Annotated in this window: 18 protein-coding genes and 1 pseudogene; 13 read left to right on the top strand and 6 right to left on the bottom strand. The window is 70.3% G+C overall.

What is annotated here, in order from left to right:
* Window positions 1-51 precede the first annotated feature (51 nt).
* Window positions 52-525: a hypothetical protein gene (locus ACESMY_RS01740; protein ID WP_372781548.1), complete on the bottom strand. Its 474-nt coding sequence runs from the start codon at window positions 523-525 to the stop codon at window positions 52-54.
* A gap of 171 nt (window positions 526-696) precedes the next feature.
* Here ACESMY_RS01740 and acs point away from each other — a divergent pair.
* The 5 genes and pseudogenes from acs to ACESMY_RS01715 all read left to right on the top strand — a co-directional run.
* A pseudogene (gene acs / locus ACESMY_RS01735) lies at window positions 697-2,574 on the top strand (acetate--CoA ligase); the annotation flags it as partial.
* A gap of 18 nt (window positions 2,575-2,592) precedes the next feature.
* On the top strand, window positions 2,593-2,970 hold the full coding sequence (locus tag ACESMY_RS01730; protein ID WP_372782276.1) for a hypothetical protein: 378 nt from the start codon (window positions 2,593-2,595) through the stop codon (window positions 2,968-2,970).
* A gap of 17 nt (window positions 2,971-2,987) precedes the next feature.
* Window positions 2,988-3,560: an SRPBCC family protein gene (locus ACESMY_RS01725; RefSeq protein WP_372781546.1), complete on the top strand. Its 573-nt coding sequence runs from the start codon at window positions 2,988-2,990 to the stop codon at window positions 3,558-3,560.
* On the top strand, window positions 3,557-4,531 hold the full coding sequence (locus ACESMY_RS01720; protein ID WP_372781544.1) for a small ribosomal subunit Rsm22 family protein: 975 nt from the start codon (window positions 3,557-3,559) through the stop codon (window positions 4,529-4,531). The genes ACESMY_RS01725 and ACESMY_RS01720 overlap by 4 nt, the downstream gene beginning before the upstream one ends.
* A gap of 75 nt (window positions 4,532-4,606) precedes the next feature.
* Window positions 4,607-5,590 carry an NADP-dependent oxidoreductase gene (locus tag ACESMY_RS01715; RefSeq protein ID WP_372781542.1) on the top strand — a complete coding sequence of 328 codons (984 nt, stop codon included), beginning with the start codon at window positions 4,607-4,609 and terminating at the stop codon, window positions 5,588-5,590.
* Here ACESMY_RS01715 and ACESMY_RS01710 read toward each other — a convergent pair.
* Complete coding sequence (locus tag ACESMY_RS01710; RefSeq protein WP_372781540.1) at window positions 5,587-6,561, bottom strand: LysR family transcriptional regulator; 975 nt, start codon at window positions 6,559-6,561, stop codon at window positions 5,587-5,589. The genes ACESMY_RS01715 and ACESMY_RS01710 overlap by 4 nt on opposite strands.
* A 323-nt stretch (window positions 6,562-6,884) precedes the next feature.
* Here ACESMY_RS01710 and ACESMY_RS01705 point away from each other — a divergent pair, with 323 nt between their 5' ends.
* From ACESMY_RS01705 to ACESMY_RS01690, 4 genes are all read left to right on the top strand, one after another.
* Window positions 6,885-7,553, top strand: coding sequence for a glutathione S-transferase family protein (locus ACESMY_RS01705; protein WP_372781538.1), 669 nt, complete (start codon window positions 6,885-6,887; stop codon window positions 7,551-7,553).
* Between the two features lie 69 nt (window positions 7,554-7,622).
* A complete protein-coding gene (locus ACESMY_RS01700; RefSeq protein ID WP_372781536.1) occupies window positions 7,623-8,318 on the top strand; it encodes a hemerythrin domain-containing protein in 696 nt (231 codons plus the stop codon).
* 82 nt (window positions 8,319-8,400) lie between these two features.
* The gene (locus ACESMY_RS01695; RefSeq protein ID WP_372781534.1) at window positions 8,401-11,253 is read left to right on the top strand and encodes a M16 family metallopeptidase; all 2,853 of its coding nucleotides are present in this window, start codon (window positions 8,401-8,403) and stop codon (window positions 11,251-11,253) included.
* A gap of 8 nt (window positions 11,254-11,261) precedes the next feature.
* Window positions 11,262-12,491 carry a flavin monoamine oxidase family protein gene (locus ACESMY_RS01690; RefSeq protein ID WP_372781532.1) on the top strand — a complete coding sequence of 410 codons (1,230 nt, stop codon included), beginning with the start codon at window positions 11,262-11,264 and terminating at the stop codon, window positions 12,489-12,491.
* On the opposite strand, the gene ACESMY_RS01685 is transcribed toward ACESMY_RS01690, so the two are convergent.
* The 4 genes from ACESMY_RS01685 to ACESMY_RS01670 form a co-directional block, all read right to left on the bottom strand.
* The gene (locus ACESMY_RS01685; protein WP_372781530.1) at window positions 12,488-13,123 is read right to left on the bottom strand and encodes a glutathione S-transferase family protein; all 636 of its coding nucleotides are present in this window, start codon (window positions 13,121-13,123) and stop codon (window positions 12,488-12,490) included. The two genes, ACESMY_RS01690 and ACESMY_RS01685, sit on opposite strands and share 4 nt — an antisense overlap.
* Window positions 13,120-13,650, bottom strand: coding sequence for a DUF1697 domain-containing protein (locus ACESMY_RS01680; protein WP_372781528.1), 531 nt, complete (start codon window positions 13,648-13,650; stop codon window positions 13,120-13,122). Before ACESMY_RS01680 ends, ACESMY_RS01685 begins: the two co-directional genes overlap by 4 nt.
* Entirely contained in the window at window positions 13,647-14,978 is a 1,332-nt protein-coding gene (locus ACESMY_RS01675) for an Hsp70 family protein (protein WP_372781526.1), read from the bottom strand. Before ACESMY_RS01675 ends, ACESMY_RS01680 begins: the two co-directional genes overlap by 4 nt.
* An 86-nt stretch (window positions 14,979-15,064) precedes the next feature.
* The gene (locus ACESMY_RS01670) at window positions 15,065-17,356 is read right to left on the bottom strand and encodes an NADP-dependent malic enzyme (RefSeq protein ID WP_372781524.1); all 2,292 of its coding nucleotides are present in this window, start codon (window positions 17,354-17,356) and stop codon (window positions 15,065-15,067) included.
* Window positions 17,357-17,549: 193 nt separating this feature from the next.
* Between ACESMY_RS01670 and ACESMY_RS01665 the strand changes: the two genes are divergently transcribed.
* The 4 genes from ACESMY_RS01665 to ACESMY_RS01650 all read left to right on the top strand — a co-directional run bounded on the left by ACESMY_RS01665 (window position 17,550) and on the right by ACESMY_RS01650 (window position 19,597).
* Window positions 17,550-18,011, top strand: coding sequence for a hypothetical protein (locus ACESMY_RS01665; protein ID WP_372781522.1), 462 nt, complete (start codon window positions 17,550-17,552; stop codon window positions 18,009-18,011).
* Between the two features lie 99 nt (window positions 18,012-18,110).
* On the top strand, window positions 18,111-18,449 hold the full coding sequence (locus ACESMY_RS01660; protein ID WP_372781520.1) for an ArsR/SmtB family transcription factor: 339 nt from the start codon (window positions 18,111-18,113) through the stop codon (window positions 18,447-18,449).
* Complete coding sequence (locus ACESMY_RS01655) at window positions 18,446-18,919, top strand: SRPBCC family protein (protein ID WP_372781518.1); 474 nt, start codon at window positions 18,446-18,448, stop codon at window positions 18,917-18,919. The genes ACESMY_RS01660 and ACESMY_RS01655 overlap by 4 nt, the downstream gene beginning before the upstream one ends.
* A gap of 27 nt (window positions 18,920-18,946) precedes the next feature.
* Window positions 18,947-19,597: a glutathione S-transferase family protein gene (locus tag ACESMY_RS01650; protein WP_372781516.1), complete on the top strand. Its 651-nt coding sequence runs from the start codon at window positions 18,947-18,949 to the stop codon at window positions 19,595-19,597.
* Window positions 19,598-19,654: the final 57 nt, after the last annotated feature.

Genomic DNA, 19,654 nt, shown 5'->3' with positions numbered 1-19,654 from the left:
GAGGCCTCGTGAATGCGTGGCCCTCCGCATAAGCCCTGCGGCGGCGGGGGGCTAGGGCCGGTGCTGCTCGGTGGCCAGCATCCCGACCAGGCGCCAGGCGCCGCCCCGGCGGGCGAAGGTCAGCGCACAGTGATCCCTGGCGGCGTCCTGCAGGCAGGCGTGGGCCTTGTCCGGCATCTTCAGCGCGGGCGCGAGCTGGGCGGCGGTGGGCGCGGCCGACAGGCCGGCGCTGGCCTCGGCCTTGCGGATCGCTTCGGCGGTGATCATCCGGTCCATGGCGAATTCGGAGGGGCCCGCCCCCACGTCGATGCCGTTGGCGCGGCCGAGGTCGGCCAGCTGGTCGCGCAGGTTGGCGCGCAGGGCCGGCCGGTCGAGGGCCGGCTCGAGCCCCGCCGGATCGTCCTTCTGGACGGCGGCCAGGAACTTGGCGATGTCGGCCGCGGCGCCCTTGCGCGCATCGAGGCTGCAGGCCCCCAACGACAGGGCGAGCGCCAAAAGCGCGACCAGCGGACCCTTATGAGACATGCGCCCGACCATGGCGGCGCCCGCCCGTTCGGGCAAGCTTGGGCGCGGGAGGTTGTTGCGCGGGGGCGCCCTCTCCGCATACTCCCTTCGGGACGGCTTATTTCGGGAGTGCGCAAGGTGTCCGACAGCGAAGTCTTTCCGGTTCCCGAGGCCTGGGCGAAGAACGCCCTGATGAACGCCGCCGGCTACGAGGCCGCCGTCGCCCGCGTCGAGAGCGACCCCGACGGCTACTGGACCGACGTGGCCAAGCGTCTCGACTGGATCAAGCCGTTCACCGCGGTGAAGGACGTTTCCTTCGACGCCAAGGATTTCCGGGTGCGCTGGTACGCCGACGGCGTCCTGAACGTCTCGGTCAACTGCATCGACCGCCACCTGCCCGGGCGCGCCGACCAGACCGCCTTCATCTGGGAGAGCGACGACGGCCAGACCAGCGACCTGATCACCTACGGCATGCTGCACGCTGAGGTCTGCCGCATGGCCAATGTGCTGAAGGCCAAGGGCGTCAAGAAGGGCGACCGGGTCACCATCTACCTGCCGATGATCCCGCAGGCGGCCTACGCCATGCTGGCCTGCGCGAGGATCGGGGCGATCCATTCGGTGATCTTCGGCGGCTTCTCGCCGGACAGCATCGCCGGGCGCATCCAGGACTGCGACAGCCGGATCGTGATCACCGCCGACGAGGGCCTGCGCGGTGGCAAGCCGGTGCCGCTGAAGAACAACGTCGACGAGGCGCTGGCCTCCTGCCCGGGCGTGACCGACGTCATCGTGGTCCGCCGCACGCGGGCCGACGTGCCGATGACCGAGGGCCGGGACGTCTTCTATTCCGACGTGAAGGCCACGGTGTCGGACCAGTGCGACCCCGAGCCGATGAACGCCGAGGATCCGCTGTTCATCCTCTACACCTCCGGCTCGACCGGAAAGCCCAAGGGCGTGCTGCACACCACCGGCGGCTATCTGACCTGGGCGGCCCACACCCACGAGCTGGTCTTCGACTACCGGCCGGGCGAAGTCTTCTGGTGCACCGCCGACGTGGGCTGGGTGACCGGCCACAGCTATGTGGTCTATGGCCCGCTGGCCAATGGCGCGACCTCGCTGATGTTCGAGGGCGTGCCCAACTACCCGACCTCTTCCCGGTTCTGGGAGGTCTGCGACAAGCACAAGGTCGAGATCTTCTACACCGCGCCGACCGCCATCCGCGCCCTGATGCGCGAGGGCGACGCCCCGGTGACGCGCACCTCGCGCAGCACGATCCGCCTGCTGGGCACTGTCGGCGAGCCGATCAATCCCGAGGCCTGGCTCTGGTACCATCGCGTGGTTGGCGAGGGCCGCTGCCCGATCGTCGACACCTGGTGGCAGACCGAGACGGGCGCCTGCCTGATGAGCCCGCTGCCGGGCGCGACGGCCCTGAAGCCCGGCTCCTGCGCCAAGCCCCTGCCGGGCGTGAAGCCGCAGCTGGTGGACGCCGACGGAAAGGTGCTGGAGGGCGCGATCAGCGGCAACCTGTGCCTGACCGACGCCTGGCCCGGCATGATGCGCTCGGTCTACGGCGACCACGACCGGTTCATCTCGACCTACTTCACCACCTATCCGGGGAAGTATTTCACCGGCGACGGCGCCCGGCGCGACGCGGACGGCTACTACTGGATCACCGGGCGGGTGGACGACGTGATCAATGTCTCCGGCCACCGGCTGGGCACCGCCGAGATCGAGAGCGCCCTGGTCGCCGACCCCAAGGTCGCCGAGGCCGCGGTCGTGGGCTACCCGCACGAGATCAAGGGCCAGGGCATCTATTGCTTCGTGACGCTCAAGGCCGACGTACAGCCCTCATCCAGTCTGGAGCCGGAGCTGCGCAACTGGGTACGCCGCGAGATCGGCCCCTTCGCCTCGCCGGACGTGATCCAGTTCGCCCCGGGCCTGCCCAAGACCCGCTCCGGCAAGATCATGCGCCGCATCCTGCGCAAGGTGGCCGAGGGCGACATCGCCAACCTCGGCGACACCTCGACGCTGGCCGACCCCAGCGTGGTCGACGACCTGGTGCGCAACCGCGCCGAGGACCATGGGCCGGACATGATCGAGGTCGGCGGATTGAAAGTCGACGCCAACGAACTGGGCCGCCTGCTGGAGACCCATGACGGGGTCGCCGAGGCCGCCTGCGTCGGCGCGCCCGACGGGGTCCACGCCTATGTGGTGGTGGCGCCGGACACCCGGGCGACCGACATTCTGGAGGCCGACCTGAAAGGCCTGGTGCGCCGGGAGGTCGGGCCGGGCGCCGTGCCGCAGGAGGTGCGATTCCTTTCCGCCCTGCCCCGCACCAAGGGCGGCGCGGTCATCCGGCGGATCCTGCGCAAGGTGGCGGCCGGCGACCTCAGCAATCTCGGCGATCCCGCCGGCCTGGCCGACCCGGGGGTGCTCGACGAACTCCTGAAGAAGCCGGCGACGGTCTAGAGCCGGTCGGCGGCTCCATGCGCCTCCTCCTGGTCATCGCGGCGCTGGCCGTCGCCACGCCGGCGGCGGCGATGGAGCTGCCGCCCAGGGCCCAGGCCGCGCTCGACCGCGGCCGGCCCTACGCCGAGGTGACGACGGACGCGGACGGGTCATCGGGCGTCATCCACGCGGCCATCGACATCGCCGCGCCGCCAGAGGCGATCTGGAGCGTGATGACCGACTGCGACCTGGCGCCCCGGATGGTCGCCAACCTGAAGAGCTGCCGCATCGTCGAGCGCGACCCGCAAGGGCGCTGGGACGTCCGCGAGCAGATCAGCAAGATGACCTTCCTGCCCTCGATCCGCAGCGTCTTCCGCGAGGACTTCGAGCCGCCGCGCCGCATGACCTTCCATCGGGTCGGCGGCGACCTGAAGGTGCTGGAGGGCGAGTGGCTGCTGACCCCGCACGGCGACCGGACCCAGGTGACCTATGAGGCCCGCGTCGCCGCGCCCTTCTCGGTTCCCGGCTGGGTGGCGCGGCTGGCGCTGCGCCACGACGTGCCGATGGCGCTGATGGCCTTGCGCCGCGAGGCCATGGCCCGGGTCCAGTGAGCCCCGACCTGCCGGCGGCCCTGCGCGTGGCGCTCGACCGCGCCCTGGACGGCGTGCCCCGCAAGGGCTTGGCCGAGCGCGCGGCGCGGACCTCCGAGGCCTACCGGGCCGGCCAGCCGTCGGCCGGCGTGATCCGCGAGGCCGACGATGCGCTGGCCTATGCCCTGACCCGCCTGCCCGCCACCTACGCGGCCTGCGCGGCCGTGTTCGCCGAAGCGGCGCGCATGGTGCCTGGGTTCGAACCTGGCACCCTGCTGGATGCTGGCGCGGGCACGGGCGCGGCGAGCTGGGCGGCGGCGGAAGTCTGGCCGGGCCTAAGCGCCGTCACCTGGCTCGACGCCAATCCGCCGTTGCTGGCGCTGGCCGCGCAGCTCGCCACCGCCGGACCGCCGGCGCTCCGGACCGCCGAGGTCCGCCGCGCCGACCTCACGGCGGCGGGACCCTGGCCCCGGGCCGATGTCGTCGTGGCGAGCTACGCCCTGGCCGAAATTCCATCCGACAAACAAGCTTCGACAATCGCCGAACTATGGGCCTCCTGCGAGGGGATTCTGGCGCTGGTGGAGCCCGGCACCCCAGCCGGGTATGGCCGCATCCTCGCCGCCAGGACCGCGCTGATCGCGGCGGGCGCGACCGTCCCGGCGCCCTGCCCGCACGAGCTGGCCTGTCCGCTGGTCGGCGAGGACTGGTGTCATTTCTCAGTCCGCCTGCCGCGCAGCCGCGACCACCGCCTGGCCAAGGGCGGCGAGGTCCCCTTCGAGGACGAGCGCTTCAGCTACCTGATCGCCGCCCGGCCCGGGATCGCCGCCGGGCCGCGGCGCCCGCGCATCCTGGCGCCGCCGCGGGTCGGCAAGCCGGGCATCGCGCTCAAGCTCTGCGGGCTGGACGGCCAGGTCGAGCCGCGCCTCGTCACCAAGCGCGACCAGCCGGCTTACGCGGTCGCGCGCAGGCTTGGGTGGGGCGATGTCATCTAACACCGCTTGAGGGGTGGGCGGCGGCGGTCCACAAATCGCGCCTATTTCAAAGCCACGCATTTCCGGAGCCCGATCATGCCCAAGAGCCGTGAGATTCACCTCGTCCAGCGCCCGAGCGGCGCGCCCGCGGCCGAGAACTTCGCGATGGTCGAGCGCCAGGTCGCCGACGCCGCGGACGGCCAGGTGCTGGTCGAGAACCTTCTGATGTCGGTGGACCCGGCCATGCGGCCGAGACTCACCGCCGGCCAGGCGCTGGACGAGGCGATGATGGGCGGGGCGTTGGGCCGGGTCGTGCAGTCGAAGCACGACGGCTTCGCGGTTGGCGACCTGGTCTCCAACCGGCTGGGCTTCCGCGAATATTTCACCTCGGACGGCAAGGGACTGACCAGGCTCACGCCCGATCCGGACCTGCCGCTGACCGTCCACATGCACGCGCTGGGCGGCACCGGCTTCACCGCCTACGGCGGCCTGCTGCACATCGGCCAGCTGAAGGACGGCGAGCAGGTGTTCGTCTCCACGGCCGGCGGCGCGGTGGGCTCGGTCGCGGCCCAGATCGCCAAGCTGAAGGGCTGCCATGTGGTCGGCTCGACGGGTTCGGACGCCAAGGCCGCCTGGCTGCGCGACGAGGTGGGACTGGACGCGGTGATCAACTACAAGACCCAGCCGATCCGCCAGGCCCTGGAAGACGCCACGCCCAAGGGCCTCGACGTCTATTTCGACAATGTCGGCGGCGACCATCTGGAGGCGGCGCTGCGGCGCATGAACACGCTCGGCCGCATTCCGGTCTGCGGCTTCATCTCCGGATACAACTCCGGCCACTCCAACGTCTCGAACCTCTCCAACATCATCTATTCGCGGGTGATGCTCAGGGGCTTCGTCGCGCCGGACTTCATGCACCTCTACGCGGACTTCCAGCGCGACATGGCCGGCTGGCTGAAGGACGGGAAGGTCAAGTACCAGGAGACCATCGTCGACGGGATCGCCGCCGCGCCGGGCGCGCTGATCGGCCTGATGGCCGGGGAGAACGCCGGCAAGATGCTGGTCAGGCTGGCGAGCTAGGCGGTCGTCAGGTCCGCACCGATCGACGCCAGCCAGGCGTCGTTCTTGCGCACGAGCGCCGCGCCGGTCGCCTCGAGCGTCCTTCGGGTCGCGGCGAAGTGCGGGACGATGAAATCGATGAACGCCCGCACGCGGGGCGTATCCTTGAGCTCTGGCGACGCGACCACCCAGGTCCCCGGCGACATGCCCGGGATCGAGAAACAGCGGACCAGGTCGGGCTCCAGGTCGCCCAGCAGCGAGATCGCCGGCCCGACGCCCAGGCCCATTCTCAGCGCATTGAGCATGCTGACCATGGTGTTGGAGCGAAACGCCGGCTCGACCCCCGGCGCCTGGCCCAGGACCCAGGCGACGCCCGGCAGCGGACTGGCGTGGCCATCGCCGACCACGAGCGCGTGCCGCGCCAGGTCGCCGGCCGACCGGGGCACGCCGCGACGCTGGGCATAGTCACGGCTGCAGTAGAGGGTGACCGTGAAGGCCGCGAGCTTGCGCGCCACCAGATCGCTCGCCGGCAGGGCCAGGCCGCCGCGGATCGCCACGTCGGCCTCCCCCGCAGCGAGGTCGAGAGGCCGGTCGGTGAGGATGAGGTCGACGTTGATGTCGGGGTAGAGCCGGCGGAAATCGGCCAGCGCCGGGGTGATCACCAGGCTGCCGAGGATCTCAGTCGAGGTGACGCGGATCGTTCCGGCCAGGGATCGCCTTTGGGCGGCGGCGCGGCAGGCGAAGGCCGCGGCGGCTTCCTCGATCCGCTCGGCGTCCGGGAGCAGTTCGCAACCCGCCTCGGTGAGACGGCTGCCGGTCTGGGTGCGGTCCATCAGCTTCAGGCTGACGGCGGCCTCCAGGGCTTCGATCCGCCGGACCACCGTCGTCTGGTTGACGCCCAGCGCCCTGGCCGCGGTGAGGGTCGAGCCGCCGCGCGCCACCGCCAGCAGGGCCTTCAGGTCATTCCAGTCGAAGGTCCGATCGCCCAGCACTTGTGCAGAATCCCCTTGGTCCTTGGACCGCGGCCGCGTCCTTGCCGACGACATAGGAAGACGGACGGGCGAATTCCATTGTGACACGGCGTGCGAACGCCGGTCAGGCCGGCGCCTGGCGGGCCGAGGTTGCGGGGTTTTCGGCGTCGTTCGCCGCCGCGGCGGCATTCCAATCGAACATCGGTCTGCATTCTGCAATTGCGCAGAACCCGACTGCAAGAGTGCTGATTGCGCTCACCCCGCGTGGCCGGTACTCCGCCCCTCCTTCCGAACCGGGGTCGTCGAACGCGGCCCGCCTCACGCCAAGAGAGGGCCGACTACCGATGAAACTCTATTGCGATCCGATCTCGACCACCGTCCGTCCCGTGCTGCTGTTCATCGCCGAGCACGGCCTGGAGGTCGAACGGGCCCAGGTCTCGCTGATGACCGGCGAGAACCTCGCGCCCGCCTACCTGGCCATCAACCCGAACGGCATCGTGCCCTTCCTGCTGGACGGCGAGCTTTCGCTGGGCGAGTCCTCGGCGATCCTGAAGTACCTCGCCGAGAAGGTCGGCTCGCCGGCCTATCCGTCCGCGCTCGCGGCGCGGGCCAAGGTCAATGAGGCGCTCGACTGGTTCAACAGCCACTTCCACGAGTACTTCGTGCTGTTCACGGTCTATCCGAGGATGGGCATCCCGCGCGGCATGGACCCCGAGCTCGCCCAGCACATGCTGGCCTTCGGGGCCGAGCGCTCGCCCCGCTGGCTGAAGGTGCTCGAAGAGCACATGCTGGCCGGCCGGCCCTTCGTCTGCGGCGATGAGATCAGCCTGGCCGACTACCTGGGCTCGATCTTCGTCGGCCTCGGCGAGGCCATGGGCGTCGACCTGTCGCCCTATCCGAACATCACCGGCTGGCTCGGGCGCATGAAGGCCCGGCCGGCCTGGGACCACGTCCACGCCGACTTCAACGCCCTGCTCGCCGCGCGGCGGGGCCAGGCCCAGGCCGCCGCCTAGCCCTCCACTGACGTCCACACCCTGAACCCAAGCCCGCCGGCGTTTCGCGTCGGCGCAAGGAGACCTGTCATGTCCTTCGTCCAAGCCAAGCCCATCGCCACGCACAACTTCTACAACCAGATCCACAAGGGCCTGCGGCTGCGCCTGTCGCAGCTGCTGGCGCAGAGCGGGTCCTGCAGCGGCGACGATCCCGAGGCCCTCGCCGGCCTGCTGCGCGACCTGCGTTTCCAGATCCACGTCTCGGAGCACCACCTCGCCAACGAGGATGCGTTCATCCACACGGCGCTGGAGGCGCGCGCGCCGGGCTCCACCGCCCGCCTGGCGCGCGACCATGAGCAGCACCGCCAGACGTTCGAGGCGCTGGAAACCGCGATCTGCGCGGTGGAGGCCGCCAAGCCTGCGGCCCGCGCCGCGGCGCTGAAGGCGCTCTACCTGCGCTACTCCACCTTCGTCGCCGACGATTTCGCCCACATGGCCGAGGAGGAGTTGCTGATCCTGCCGGTCCTGCAGAGCCTGTTCTCCGACGAGGAGCTGATCGGCATCGAGGGACGGATCATGAGCGCCCTGTCGCCCGAGATGATGATGGGCTTCGGCGGTTTCATCGTCCGGGCCGGGACGCGAGCCGAGCGGATCCGGCTGCTGACCGCCGTGCGCGCCAAGGCTCCGCCGCAAGCCTTCGCCGGCATGATGGCCGGGGCCGTCAGGCCGAACCTGGAGCCGGCCGACTACGCCCACCTCTGCGCCGGTCTCGGGATCGCCGCCTGAGCCGCCGGATGACGAAGCCGTAAGCTTCCGAAGGCCGCGCAGGGTGCTAAGGAATTGGCCCCACGCAGTCTTCGGAAGCGCCATGATCCGCCAAGCCGCCAGCGCCCTCGCCGTCATCCTGTCTCTGGCGCCGGCCGCGCCCGCCCTGGCCGCGCCGGCCCACCCCATCGCGGCCAGCCCCATCGCGGCCAGCAAGGTCCCGCCGATCGTCTACAAGCAGCGGACGCTGGCGAACGGCCTGCTGGTCCTCACCTCGCTCGACCGCACGACGCCCAATGTCACGGTGCAGGTCTGGTACGGCGTCGGCTCGAAGGACGATCCGCAAGGGCGCTCCGGCTTCGCCCACCTCTTCGAACACATGATGTTCAAGGCGACGAAGGACCTGCCGGCCGAGAGCTTCGACCGGCTGACCGAGGACGTCGGCGGCCTCAACAACGCCTCCACCTTCGACGACTTCACCAACTACTACGAGGTCGTCCCGGCCAACCACCTCCAGCGGCTGATCTGGGCCGAGGGCGAGCGGATGGGCTCGCTGGTCATCGACGACACCAACTTCAAATCCGAGCGCGATGTGGTGAAGGAGGAGCTGCGCCAGCGGGTGCTGGCCTCGCCCTACGGCCGGCTGTTCTCGCTCTATGTGCCGCAGGCGACCTACCAGACCCACCCCTATCACCGTCCCGGCATAGGCTCGATCGAGGAGCTGGACGCCGCCACGGTCGACGACGTGCGCGCCTTCCACGAGGCCTACTACCGCCCCGACAACGCCGCCCTGATCGTGGTCGGCAACTTCGACGAGGCGCAGCTCAACGCCTGGGTCGACCAGTATCTGGCCGGCCTGAAGAACCCCGCCCAGCCGATCGCCCGGGTGACCGCCGTCGAGCCGCCGCGCAAGGGGCCGGGCGTCTATGAGGGCTATGGCCCGAACGTGCCGCTGCCGGCGGTGGCGATCAGCTGGCTGGGGGTCAAGGCCTCGGACCCGGACGCGCCGGCGCTGAAGATGCTCGACGCGATCCTCTCGGCCGGCAAGTCGTCCCGGCTCTACGACAGCCTGGTCTATGAGAAGCAGATCGCCGCGGAAATCTATTCCAACGCCGACCTGCCGGCCCAGCCGGGGAGCTTCGTGGTCGGCGCGGTGCTGGCCTCCGGCCACACCATCGACCAGGGCGAGGCCGCCCTGCTGGCCGAGGTGAAGCGCCTGCGCGATGCGCCGCCCACCGCCGCCGAACTGGACGAGGCCAAGAACGAGCTGGTGGCCGGCAAGCTGCGCGAGCGCGAGACCATCGACGGGCGCGGCTTCGCGCTCGGCTATGCGCTGCGCATCAACGGTGACGCGGCCAAGGCCAACACAGAGCTCGCCGACCTGCAGGCGGTGACCGCCTCCGACGTGCAGCGCGTGGCGAAAAAGTACCTCGACCCGAACCTGCGGATGACCATCCGTTACCGGCCCGAGAGCGAGCGGCCGAAGGGCGAGATCGCGGCCACGCCGCCGGCGCCGCCGAAGATGGTCACCACCTACACCGGCCCGGTCTTCGCTCTGTCCGCCGAAGGCCAGCGCCAGGCGCCGCCGCCGGTCGGGACACCGGTCGCCCCGGTCCTGCCGAAGCCCGCCGAGCGCACGCTCGCCAACGGCCTGCGGGTGATCGTGGCGCGGTCCTCCGACCTGCCGCTGGTCACCGCCGACCTGACCCTGAAGACCGGCGGCTGGGCCGACCCGGCCGGGCTCTCCGGCGTGGCCGGCATGACCGCCGACATGCTGACCGAAGGCACCAGGACCCGCTCGGCCCGCGACATCGCCCGCCAGACCGAGGCCCTGGGCGCCAACCTGGAAGCCGGCGCGAGCCTGGAGGCCTCCTCGGTCACCCTCAACGTCATGCCCGACAAGCTCGCGGCCGGCATGGCGATCATGGCCGACGTGGCGCGCAACCCGGCCTTCGCCGCCGACGAGCTGGAGCGCCAGCGGGCCCAGAGCCTGGACGGCCTGCGCGTCGCCTATCAGGAGCCCGGCCAGGTCTCGGCCTATGCCGCGGCCCCCATCGTCTTCGCCGGCACGCCCTTCGGCCACGTCTCCACCGGGACGCCCGGCTCCATCGCCCGGCTGAAGCCCGCCGACCTCGCGGCCCTGCACAAGGCCTGGTACCGCCCCGACAACGCCATCCTGGTGCTGACCGGCGACATCAGCCCCGAGCAGGGGTTCGCGCTGGCGGAAAAGGCATTCGGCGGCTGGGCGAAACCGGCCACGCCGATGCCGGCCGTTCCGGTGATCACCCCGCACGGCCGGCCGCGGGCCATCGTCATCGACCTGCCGGGCGCCGGCCAGGCGGCGGTGAACCTCGCCAAGCCCGGCATTGCCCGCAGCGACCCGGACTACTATCCGGGCCTCGTCGCCAACACCCTCCTGGGCGGCGGCTACTCCTCGCGGCTGAACCTGGAGATCCGGGTCAAGCGGGGCCTCTCCTATGGCGCCTCCTCGAACCTCAGCGCCAACCGCACGACCGGCTCGTTCCGCGCCGCGGCCCAGACCAAGAACGAGACCGCCGCCCAGGTGCTCGACCTGATCAGCGAGCAGATGGCCTCGCTCGGCGCGGCCCCGGCCACGGCGGACGAGCTCAATGCGCGCAAGTCGAACCTGGTGGGCGGCTACGGCCGGCGCCTGGCGACCACCGGGGGTCTCGCCGACACCTTAGGCGCGTTCGCGCTCTACGGCGTGCCGCTGGATGAGATCACCCACTATACCGCCAAGGTCGAGGCGGTGACGCCGGCCCAGGTCCAGGCCTTCGCGGCCCGGGTCATGGATCCGGCCAAGGCCAGCGTCATCATCGCCGGCGACGCCAAGACCTTCGCCGAGGCGCTGAAGGCCAAGCGGCCGGACCTGGAGGTGATCCCGGTGGACCGGCTCGACCTGGACTCGCCGACGCTGAGGGCGGCCGGCAAGTAAGTCGGGGCATGCAGGACCGGTACGATGTGGTGGTGGTGGGCGCCGGGGCCGCGGGGATCGCGGCCCTGCGCCGGCTCGCGGGCGCCGGCCTCTCGGTCGTGGCGCTTGAGGCGCGGTCACGGGTCGGCGGGCGGGCGCACACGGTCCTGGCCGCGCCGGACCTGCCGGCCGACTGCGGCGCGGGCTGGGTGCACTCGGCGGACAAGAACCTGCTGGCCAAGCCTATCGAGCAGGCCGGCTTCACCATCGACCGCAGCCCGCCGCACTGGATGCGGCAGTCGTTCAACAAGGACTTCCCGCCGGAAGACCAGCGCGCGTTCCGGGACGCCCTGAACGAGTTCGAGGAGCGGCTCCGCGTCGCCGCCGCGGGACCCGACCGGCCGGGGTCGGACTTCCTAGAGCCCGGCGCGCGCTGGAACGTCATGATCGAGGCGTTCTCCAGCTTCTATAACGGCGCGGAGTTCGACCAGGTCTCCACCCACGACTTCGTCGCCTACGACGACTCCGGGGTGAACTGGCGGGTGCGCGAGGGCTATGGCGCGGCCATCGCCAGCTTCGCCGACCTGGTCAAGGTCATGCTCGACTGCCCGGTGGCGACGATCCGCCATGGGGGCCCGGAATTGACCCTCGACACGGCCAAGGGCCGCCTGACCGCGCGCGCCATCGTCGTCTGCGTGCCGACATCGACGCTGGCGGACGGGCGCCTGACCTTCTCGCCGGGCCTGCCGGAGAAAAGCGAGGCGGCCGCGGACCTGCCGCTGGGCCTCGCCGACAAGGTGTTCCTGGGCGTGGACGCCCCGGAGGACCTGCCGGTCGACGGCCATCTCTTCGGCCACACCGACCGGACCGAGACCGGCAGCTACCACCTGCGCCCCTTCGGCAAGCCCTACATCGAGGCCTTCCTGGGCGGCCGTTGCGCGCGGGAGCTGGAGGTCGAGGGGCCGGGCGCCATGACCGCCTTCGTCGTCGAGGAGCTGGGCGGGCTGCTGGGCTCGGACTTCCGGCGCAGGCTGCACCCCTTGGCAGAGACCGCCTGGGCGTCGGACCCCTGGGCGCTCGGCTCCTATTCCCACGCCCTACCGGGTCGCGCCGGCTGCCGGGCCACGCTGGCGGCGCCGGTGGAGAACCGCATCTTCTTCGCTGGCGAAGCGACCCACGCCCACCTCTATTCGACCGTCCATGGGGCCTGGGAGAGCGGTCTGCGGGCCGCCGACGAGGCGATCGCCGCGCTCGCCTAGGCCTTCGGCGGCGCCACGAAGAACGGCATCACCACCGCGGCGAACTCCGGCAGGGCCTCGCAGGCCGCGGCGTGCGCCGCGAGCGCCGGCCAGTCTTTCCCGTCGAAGGCGTCGGGATGGGCCTCGCCCAGGAACCGCAGGACACAGCCCACGGCGATGTCGGCGTGGCTGATCTTCGCGCCGAACCACCAGGGCGTTGTCTGGCCGGCGCGATCGGCTTCCAGCGCCGTCAGAACCCCGCCGATCTGCGAGCGGCAGCGTTCGACCCAGAGGGGGGTTTCGCGGCCATGGACGGCCTTTTCGTAGACCAGGCTGACCGCCTTGTCGGCGAGACCGCTGGCGAGCGCGCAGGTCTTGAGCGCGTGGCGCCGCTCGGGGCCGGTCTCCGCGATCAGCGCCCGCCCGGAACCCGCCACCTCGTCCAGCCAGTCGAGGATCGCGGCGCTCTCGATCAGCACTTCGCCATCATCCAGCACCAGGGTCGGCACGCGCTTCAGCGGGTTGTAGGCGGCGATCTCCGAGGCCTGGGAGAACACCGACCAGGCGCGGTGCTCGTAGGGCAGGCCGTAGAGGCGAAGCGCGATCGCCACCCGGCGCACGAACGGGCTGTCGTAGTGACCGATCAGAATCATGACGGCTGGCCTTCCTCGAGATCAGCGGCCATGGCGGCCAGCTTGGCGACGGTGTTCATGTTGCGCGCGGTGCCGGCGGCGGCCGCGGGGATCCGCAGCTTCGACTGGCCCATGCCGGATCCGTACTGGACGTAGACCTCGCGCGCACCCAGCGCGATGACCTCGTCGCGGCGGCCCACGGCCCTCCCGGCGGCGTCGGCTGGCGGGGGCGCGTCCAGGAAGATCGCCATCGTGCTGTTGGCCGGCGCCTTCGGGAACGGATTGGCGTCACGGACCGCCGCCATCTCGGCCGCGGTGCGGACCATCACCGCGACCGGCTTTCCGGCATAGGCCGCGAGTTTCGCCTCCAGCTCCGCCTTGACCGCGGGCTCGGACTTGCCGCTGGCGAACACCACATTGCCGCTGGCGATATAGGTGCGGACGCCGGTGAAGCCGGCCTGCTCGCACATCGCCTTGAGCTCGGTCATCGGCAGCTTGCCCGTGCCGCCGACGTTCACCGCGCGGAGCAGGGCGACGAAGGCGGTCATGCGGCGTCTCCCGGTTCGGCCCGTGTCGTCCAGCGGCTGAGGTCGCGTTCGCGGCCCATCAGCGCCAGGCCCGAGGCGATGGATTCCAGTTCGGCGCCGGTCTCGATGCGGTCGGAGGCGAACCGGCGATGGAAGATGGCGCGGACCGCCGGCACCAGGGAAGAGCCGCCGGTCAGGAAGATGCGGTCGATCCCTTCCGGCCCGAGGTTCGCGGCGGCCAGGGCCTCGTCCACGGCGGTCTCGATGCGCGCCAGCTCGGGCGCGATCCAGCTTTCGAAGGTTGCGCGCCGCACCCCGCCCCTGAGCGAGATCGAGCCGGCCTCGAAGCGGAACTCGGCGTGTTCGTCCACCGACAGCGCCTCCTTCAGCCGCGAGACCGAGCGGTAGAGCTGGTAGCCGTAGTTCTCGTCGAGGGTTTCCACCAGGCGCTGGATCTTCTCGGGCTCGACGGCCTCGCGGACCAGGGCGCGGATCTCGCGCATGTCGCGGCTGGCGCGCATCAGGGCGAGCTGGTCCCAGCGGGCGAAGGCCGAATAGTAGCGGTTGGGGACCGGCAGGGTCTTGCCGAAGCTCGTGTAGCTCGAGCCCTTGCCGAGCGCCGGCGAGACCAGGTGGTCGATGATCCGGTAGTCGAAGGCGTCGCCCGCCACGCCGACGCCCGAACGGCCGAGCGGTATGGCGCGGATCTCGCCGGCCCCCTCTCCCGTCCTGGGGCGCTCGAAGCGGATGATCGAGAAGTCCGAGGTGCCGCCGCCGAAATCGCCGACCAGCACGGTGGCGTCATGGTCCAACTCGCGGGCGAAGAAGAAGGCCGCGCCCACCGGCTCATAGGCATAGAGGATCTCGGAAAACCCCATCCGTTCGAACGCCGTCTGGTAGCGGGAGAGCGCCAGGGGTTCGCTGGGCGCGCCGCCGGCGAAGGTCACCGGGCGGCCGACGATCACCCGGCTGGGCAGCTCGGCCATGCCGGCGTCCGCATAGGCGCGAAGCTTCAGGAGGAAGGTCGAGAGCAGGTCCTCGAAGCGGAACCGCCGGCCCAGGATCTGGGTCTCGCTGAAGCTCTCGGAGGCCGCGAAGCTCTTGAACGACTGGATGAAGCGGGTCTCGGCAGGGTCTTCCACATAGGCCTCGATGGCCCAGGGGCCGGCGGCGATCGCCCGGTCGTTGGGCTTGTCGCCGGCGTGGAAGGACAGACAGCTCCGAAAGGCGAAAAGCTCGCCCTCCGGGGCCGGGAAGCGGACGAGGTGCGCGGGCCCGGCCGCATCGGCCAGGGCCACGACGGTATTGGTCGTCCCGAAGTCGATGCCGAGGGAAAGGGCCGAACTCATCACGCGCTCCGTTGGGGGTGGGCTTGCGATCGCCCGCTTCCCCTTCGGCGCGCGATCCTAGATCAGGCTGTCAGGCGCGATCCGCATCAGACGTCGATCTCCACCAGCGGACGGTCGTAGGCGCAGACCGTCGCCATGTGCAGGATCCGCGACACCGAGGCGGAGAGCGGGCAGATCTGCACCGCGCGGTCGAGGCCGAGCAGGATCGGGCCGATCACCGTGGCCCCGCCCAGCGACTGGATCAGCTGGGTCGAGATGGCCGCCGAGTGGATCGCCGGCATGATCAGCACATTGGCCGGGCCGGAGAGCCGCATGAACGGGTAGTTGACCCGGGCCCCGGGCTCGAGCGCCAGCTCCGGCGGCATCTCGCCCTCATATTCGAAGTCGACGCCGTCGAGCTCGTCCAGCAGCGCCACCGCCTCACGCACCTTTTCGGAGCGCAGGCCCATGGGGTTGCCAAAGGTCGAATAGCTCATGAAGGCCAGGCGCGGCTCGTAGCCCAGGGTGCGCACCGCGCGGGCCGCCTCCTTGGCGATCTCCACCAGGTCCTCGGCCTCGGGCATCTCGGTGACGCTGGTGTCGGCGATGAACAGGGTCCGGCCCTTGGCCAGCACCACGCTCATGCCGATCACCCGGCCGTCCGGGGTCGGGTCGATGACCCGCAGGACCTCTTCCAGCACCTGGTCGAAGGACCGGGTGACGCCGGTCACCATGCCGTCTGCGTGGCGCAGCGCCACCATGGCCGCGGCGAAGGCGTTGCGGTCCTGGTTGATCAGCCGCTGGACGTCGCGGCGCAGATAGCCCTCGCGCTGCAGGCGGCCGTAGAGATAGTCGACGTATTCGGCGTTCTTGTCGGATACCCGGGCGTTGAGGATCTCGATCTTCACCTCGGCCGGGTCGAGACCCACGCCGCGCATGTTCTCGTGCACCAGGTCTTCGCGGCCGACCAGGACGGCGGAGCCCAGGCCCGCGCTCTGGAAGGCGTAGGCCGCACGGATCACGCTGGGCTCCTCGCCCTCGGCGAACACCACGCGCTTCTTCGGTCCCGACAGCACCGCGCCCTGCAGCTTCTGCAGGAAGGCCGCGGTCGGATCGAGCCGCTGGGCGAGGCTGGCGCGATAGGCGTCCATGTCCTCGATCGGCTTGCGGGCCACGCCGGTGTCCATGGCCGCCTGGGCCACGAACGGCGGGATGTAGGAGATCAGGCGGGGATCGAAGGGCGTCGGGATGATGTACTCGGGGCCGAACTTCAGCTGCAGGCCGTGGTAGGCGGCGGCGACCTCGTCGGGCACGTCCTCGCGCGCCAGCATGGCCAGCGCATTGGCGCAGGCGATCTTCATTTCCATGTTCACCCGCCGCGCCCGCACGTCGAGCGCGCCGCGGAAGATGTAGGGGAAGCCCAGGACGTTGTTGACCTGGTTCGGGTAGTCGCTCCGGCCGGTGGCGACGATGGCGTCGGGGCGGACGGCGTAGACCTCCTCCGGGGTGATCTCCGGATCCGGGTTGGCCATGGCGAAGATGATCGGCTTGTCGGCCATGGTCTTCACGAGTTCGCCGTCGAGGGCGCCCTTGGCGGAGAGGCCGATGAAGACGTCGGCGCCGACCAGGGCCTCGGCGAGCGTCCGGTGCGGCGTGTCGACGGCGTGGGCCGACTTCCACTGGTTCATGTCCTCGGCCCGGCCGCGCCAGAGCACGCCCTTGCGGTCGACGGCGATGACGTTGTCGGGCCTGACGCCCATGGCCTTGATCAGCTCCAGCGTGGCGATCCCCGCCGCGCCCGGGCCGTTCAGCACCACCTTCACGCTGGCGATATCGCGGCCGGTGATGTGGCAGGCGTTGATCAGGCCGGCGGCGGTGATGATAGCGGTGCCATGCTGGTCGTCGTGGAAGACCGGGATGTCGAGGAGCTCCTGCAGCTCCGTCTCGATGCGGAAGCACTCGGGGCTCTTGATGTCCTCGAGGTTGATGCCGCCGTAGGTCAGGCCGATGTTCTTGACCACGGTGATGATCTCGTCGGGGTCGGTCGCGGCCACCTCGACGTCGATCCCGTCGACGTCGGCGAAGCGCTTGAAGAGCACCGCCTTGCCTTCCATCACCGGCTTCGACGCCAGGGCGCCGAGGTTGCCGAGACCCAGGATCGCGGTGCCGTTGGAGATGATCGCCACCAGGTTTCCCTTGGAGGTGTACTCGTAGGCCGCGTCCGGATCGGCGGCGATGGCCAGCACCGGCACGGCGACGCCCGGCGAATAGGCCAGGCTCAGGTCGCGCTGGGTCGCCATCGGCTTGGTGGCCGCGATCGCGATCTTTCCCGGCGTCGGGTACCGATGGAAGTTGAGGGCTTCCTCGTCGGTAAAGGTTCGTTTCTCGGCGTCGCTCATGGCGGCGGCGGGTCCTTCGGGTCGTCGGGTTGCGATGAGAGGGCGAACCTACAGACCCGAGGCGCCCGAAACAACCTCGGTCGAGCTTCACCGTCGCGGCCCAATGTTGCCGGGACGATTGCCATTTTGGAACAATTCGCAGCCACGCCCGCTATGACCTGACTGGCCGGGGGCATGTCAGACGGGAAGAAACATGCAGAAGATGCTCTCCTATGCGGCGCTGGCCGCCGCCCTAGCCATTGCGAGTCCGGTCCTGGCCCAGACGCCTTCGTCCGGGGCCGCCAAAGAGGCCGCGCCGCAGACCGCGCCCCAAACCACCGGGACACAGCCGCCCGCAGCGTCCGGCTCGCCGAGCCAGGCGCCCACGACCACCGCGCCCAGCACCACGGCTCCGCCGAGCGCGACGGCCCCCACCGGCACCAACGCCGCGGCCAACGCCGGCGCCAGTGTCGACGTGGCCAGCGGCATGTCGGTGAAGGACAACACCGGCACCGTCATCGGCCAGATCACCGCCGTCAAAGGCGACCAGGCGACGATCAAGATGGGCGCCGACACCTTCACGGTCGACGTCTCGAAGCTCGGCGTGCAGGGCGGGGCTGCGAACATCAACGCCACCCAGGCCGAAATCAAGAAGATGCTGCCGGCGAAGAAATAGCCGCAGCGCCGATGGAGTCGGGGGCGGGTTGAAGCCCGCTCCCCGCCTTTCTGGCTGAGTCCGCTTGACTCGCCTGTTAGTCCTGGCTTACGGTAAGTCATGACTAACGCTCTTGCCTTCGCAGCCTTGTCCGATCCAACCCGCCGGGAGGTGTTCGAACGCCTTGCGCGCGGGCCTCAGGCCGTGGGCGATCTGGCGCGGGGCATGCCGGTAAGCCGGCCTGCCGTTTCCCAACATCTGAAGGTCCTGAAGGAGGCCGGCTTGGTCACCGATCAGCCGGATGGCGCGCGCCGCGTCTACCAGATCGACCCCAAGGGGCTCGGGCAGATCCGCGCCTGGCTCGACCAGTTCTGGGACACCGCGCTCGACGCCTTCGTGGCCGAGGTCGAACGCCACGCGGATGACGACGCCAACCCCCAAGACAAGGACCGACCGTGAGCCAGACGATCAAACCTGCCGCCATCGCCAAGACCTTCACGGTCCGCGCGACGCCTGAAAAGGCGTTCGCGGTGTTCACCGACGGCTTCGACCGCTGGTGGCCCAGGTCGCACTCCATCGGGGACTCGCCGCTCAAGACGGCCATCCTCGAGCCCGGCATCGGCGGCCGCTGGTACGGCCGGCTCGAGGACGGCAGCGAGGCGATGTGGGGCGAGGTCCTGACCTGGGAGCCGCCGGCCCGCCTGGTGCTGGCCTGGCGGATCAGCGCCGACTGGGCCTACGACCCGAACCTCACGACCGAGGTCGAGGTGCGGTTCACCGCCCTGGCGGGCGGCGAGACCCGGGTCGACTTCGAACACCGCGACCTGGAGCGCTTCGGCGACAGCGAGGCCGCGGACCGCACCCGCGTCATGATGGACGGCGGCTGGAGCCTGATCCTCGACAGCTTCAAGGCTGTCGCCGGCGCCTGAAACACCAATTCTTCCACGGAGGTCGAAATGTCCCAAGTCATCATCTACGGCGTCCCCGGCAGCCCCTATGTGCGCAAGCCCCTGCTGGTCTGCGAGGAGAAGGGCGCGCCCTACCGCCTGGTCGCCCTGGCCTTCGGCGATTCAAAGTCGCCCGAGCATCTGGCCCGCCAGCCCTTCGGCCGCATCCCGGCGATCGAGCACGGCGACTTCAAGCTCTACGAGGCCCAGGCCATCGTCCGCTACATCGACCAGGCTTTCGACGGCCCGAGCCTGACGCCCGCCGACCCCAAGGCCCAGGCGCGCATGAACCAGGTGCTGAACATCATCGACTGGTACGTCATGCCCTCGATCAGCGCCGGCATCGGCTTCAACCGCCTCGTCAAGCCGCAGTTCGGCATGCCGGTGGACGAGGACGCCGTCGCCGCCGCCCTGCCGATGGCCAGGACCTGCGTGGCCGCGCTGGAGGACATCCTGGGCGCCAAGACCTATTTCGCCGGCGATACGCTCTCGCTGGCCGACCTCTGCGCCATCGCCCACTTCGACTTCCTGGCCCAGACGCCGGAAGGCGCCGACCTGATGGCGGGCTCGCCCCTGCTGGGCTGGATGGAGCGCATGAACGAACGGCCCAGCGTCCGGAACACCACCTGGGCAAAGGTTCAGGAGAGCGTCGCCGCCTAGGCCGGGCCAAGCTTTGTCGTTGACCCGGCGGGCGGGCTCGCGAGACTAGCGTCTCGC

This window comes from Phenylobacterium sp. (assembly GCF_041691455.1).
Lineage (GTDB): Bacteria > Pseudomonadota > Alphaproteobacteria > Caulobacterales > Caulobacteraceae > Phenylobacterium.
The sequence above is the reverse complement of the archived record's forward strand: the minus strand, read 5'-3'. Positions and strand labels throughout refer to the sequence as shown.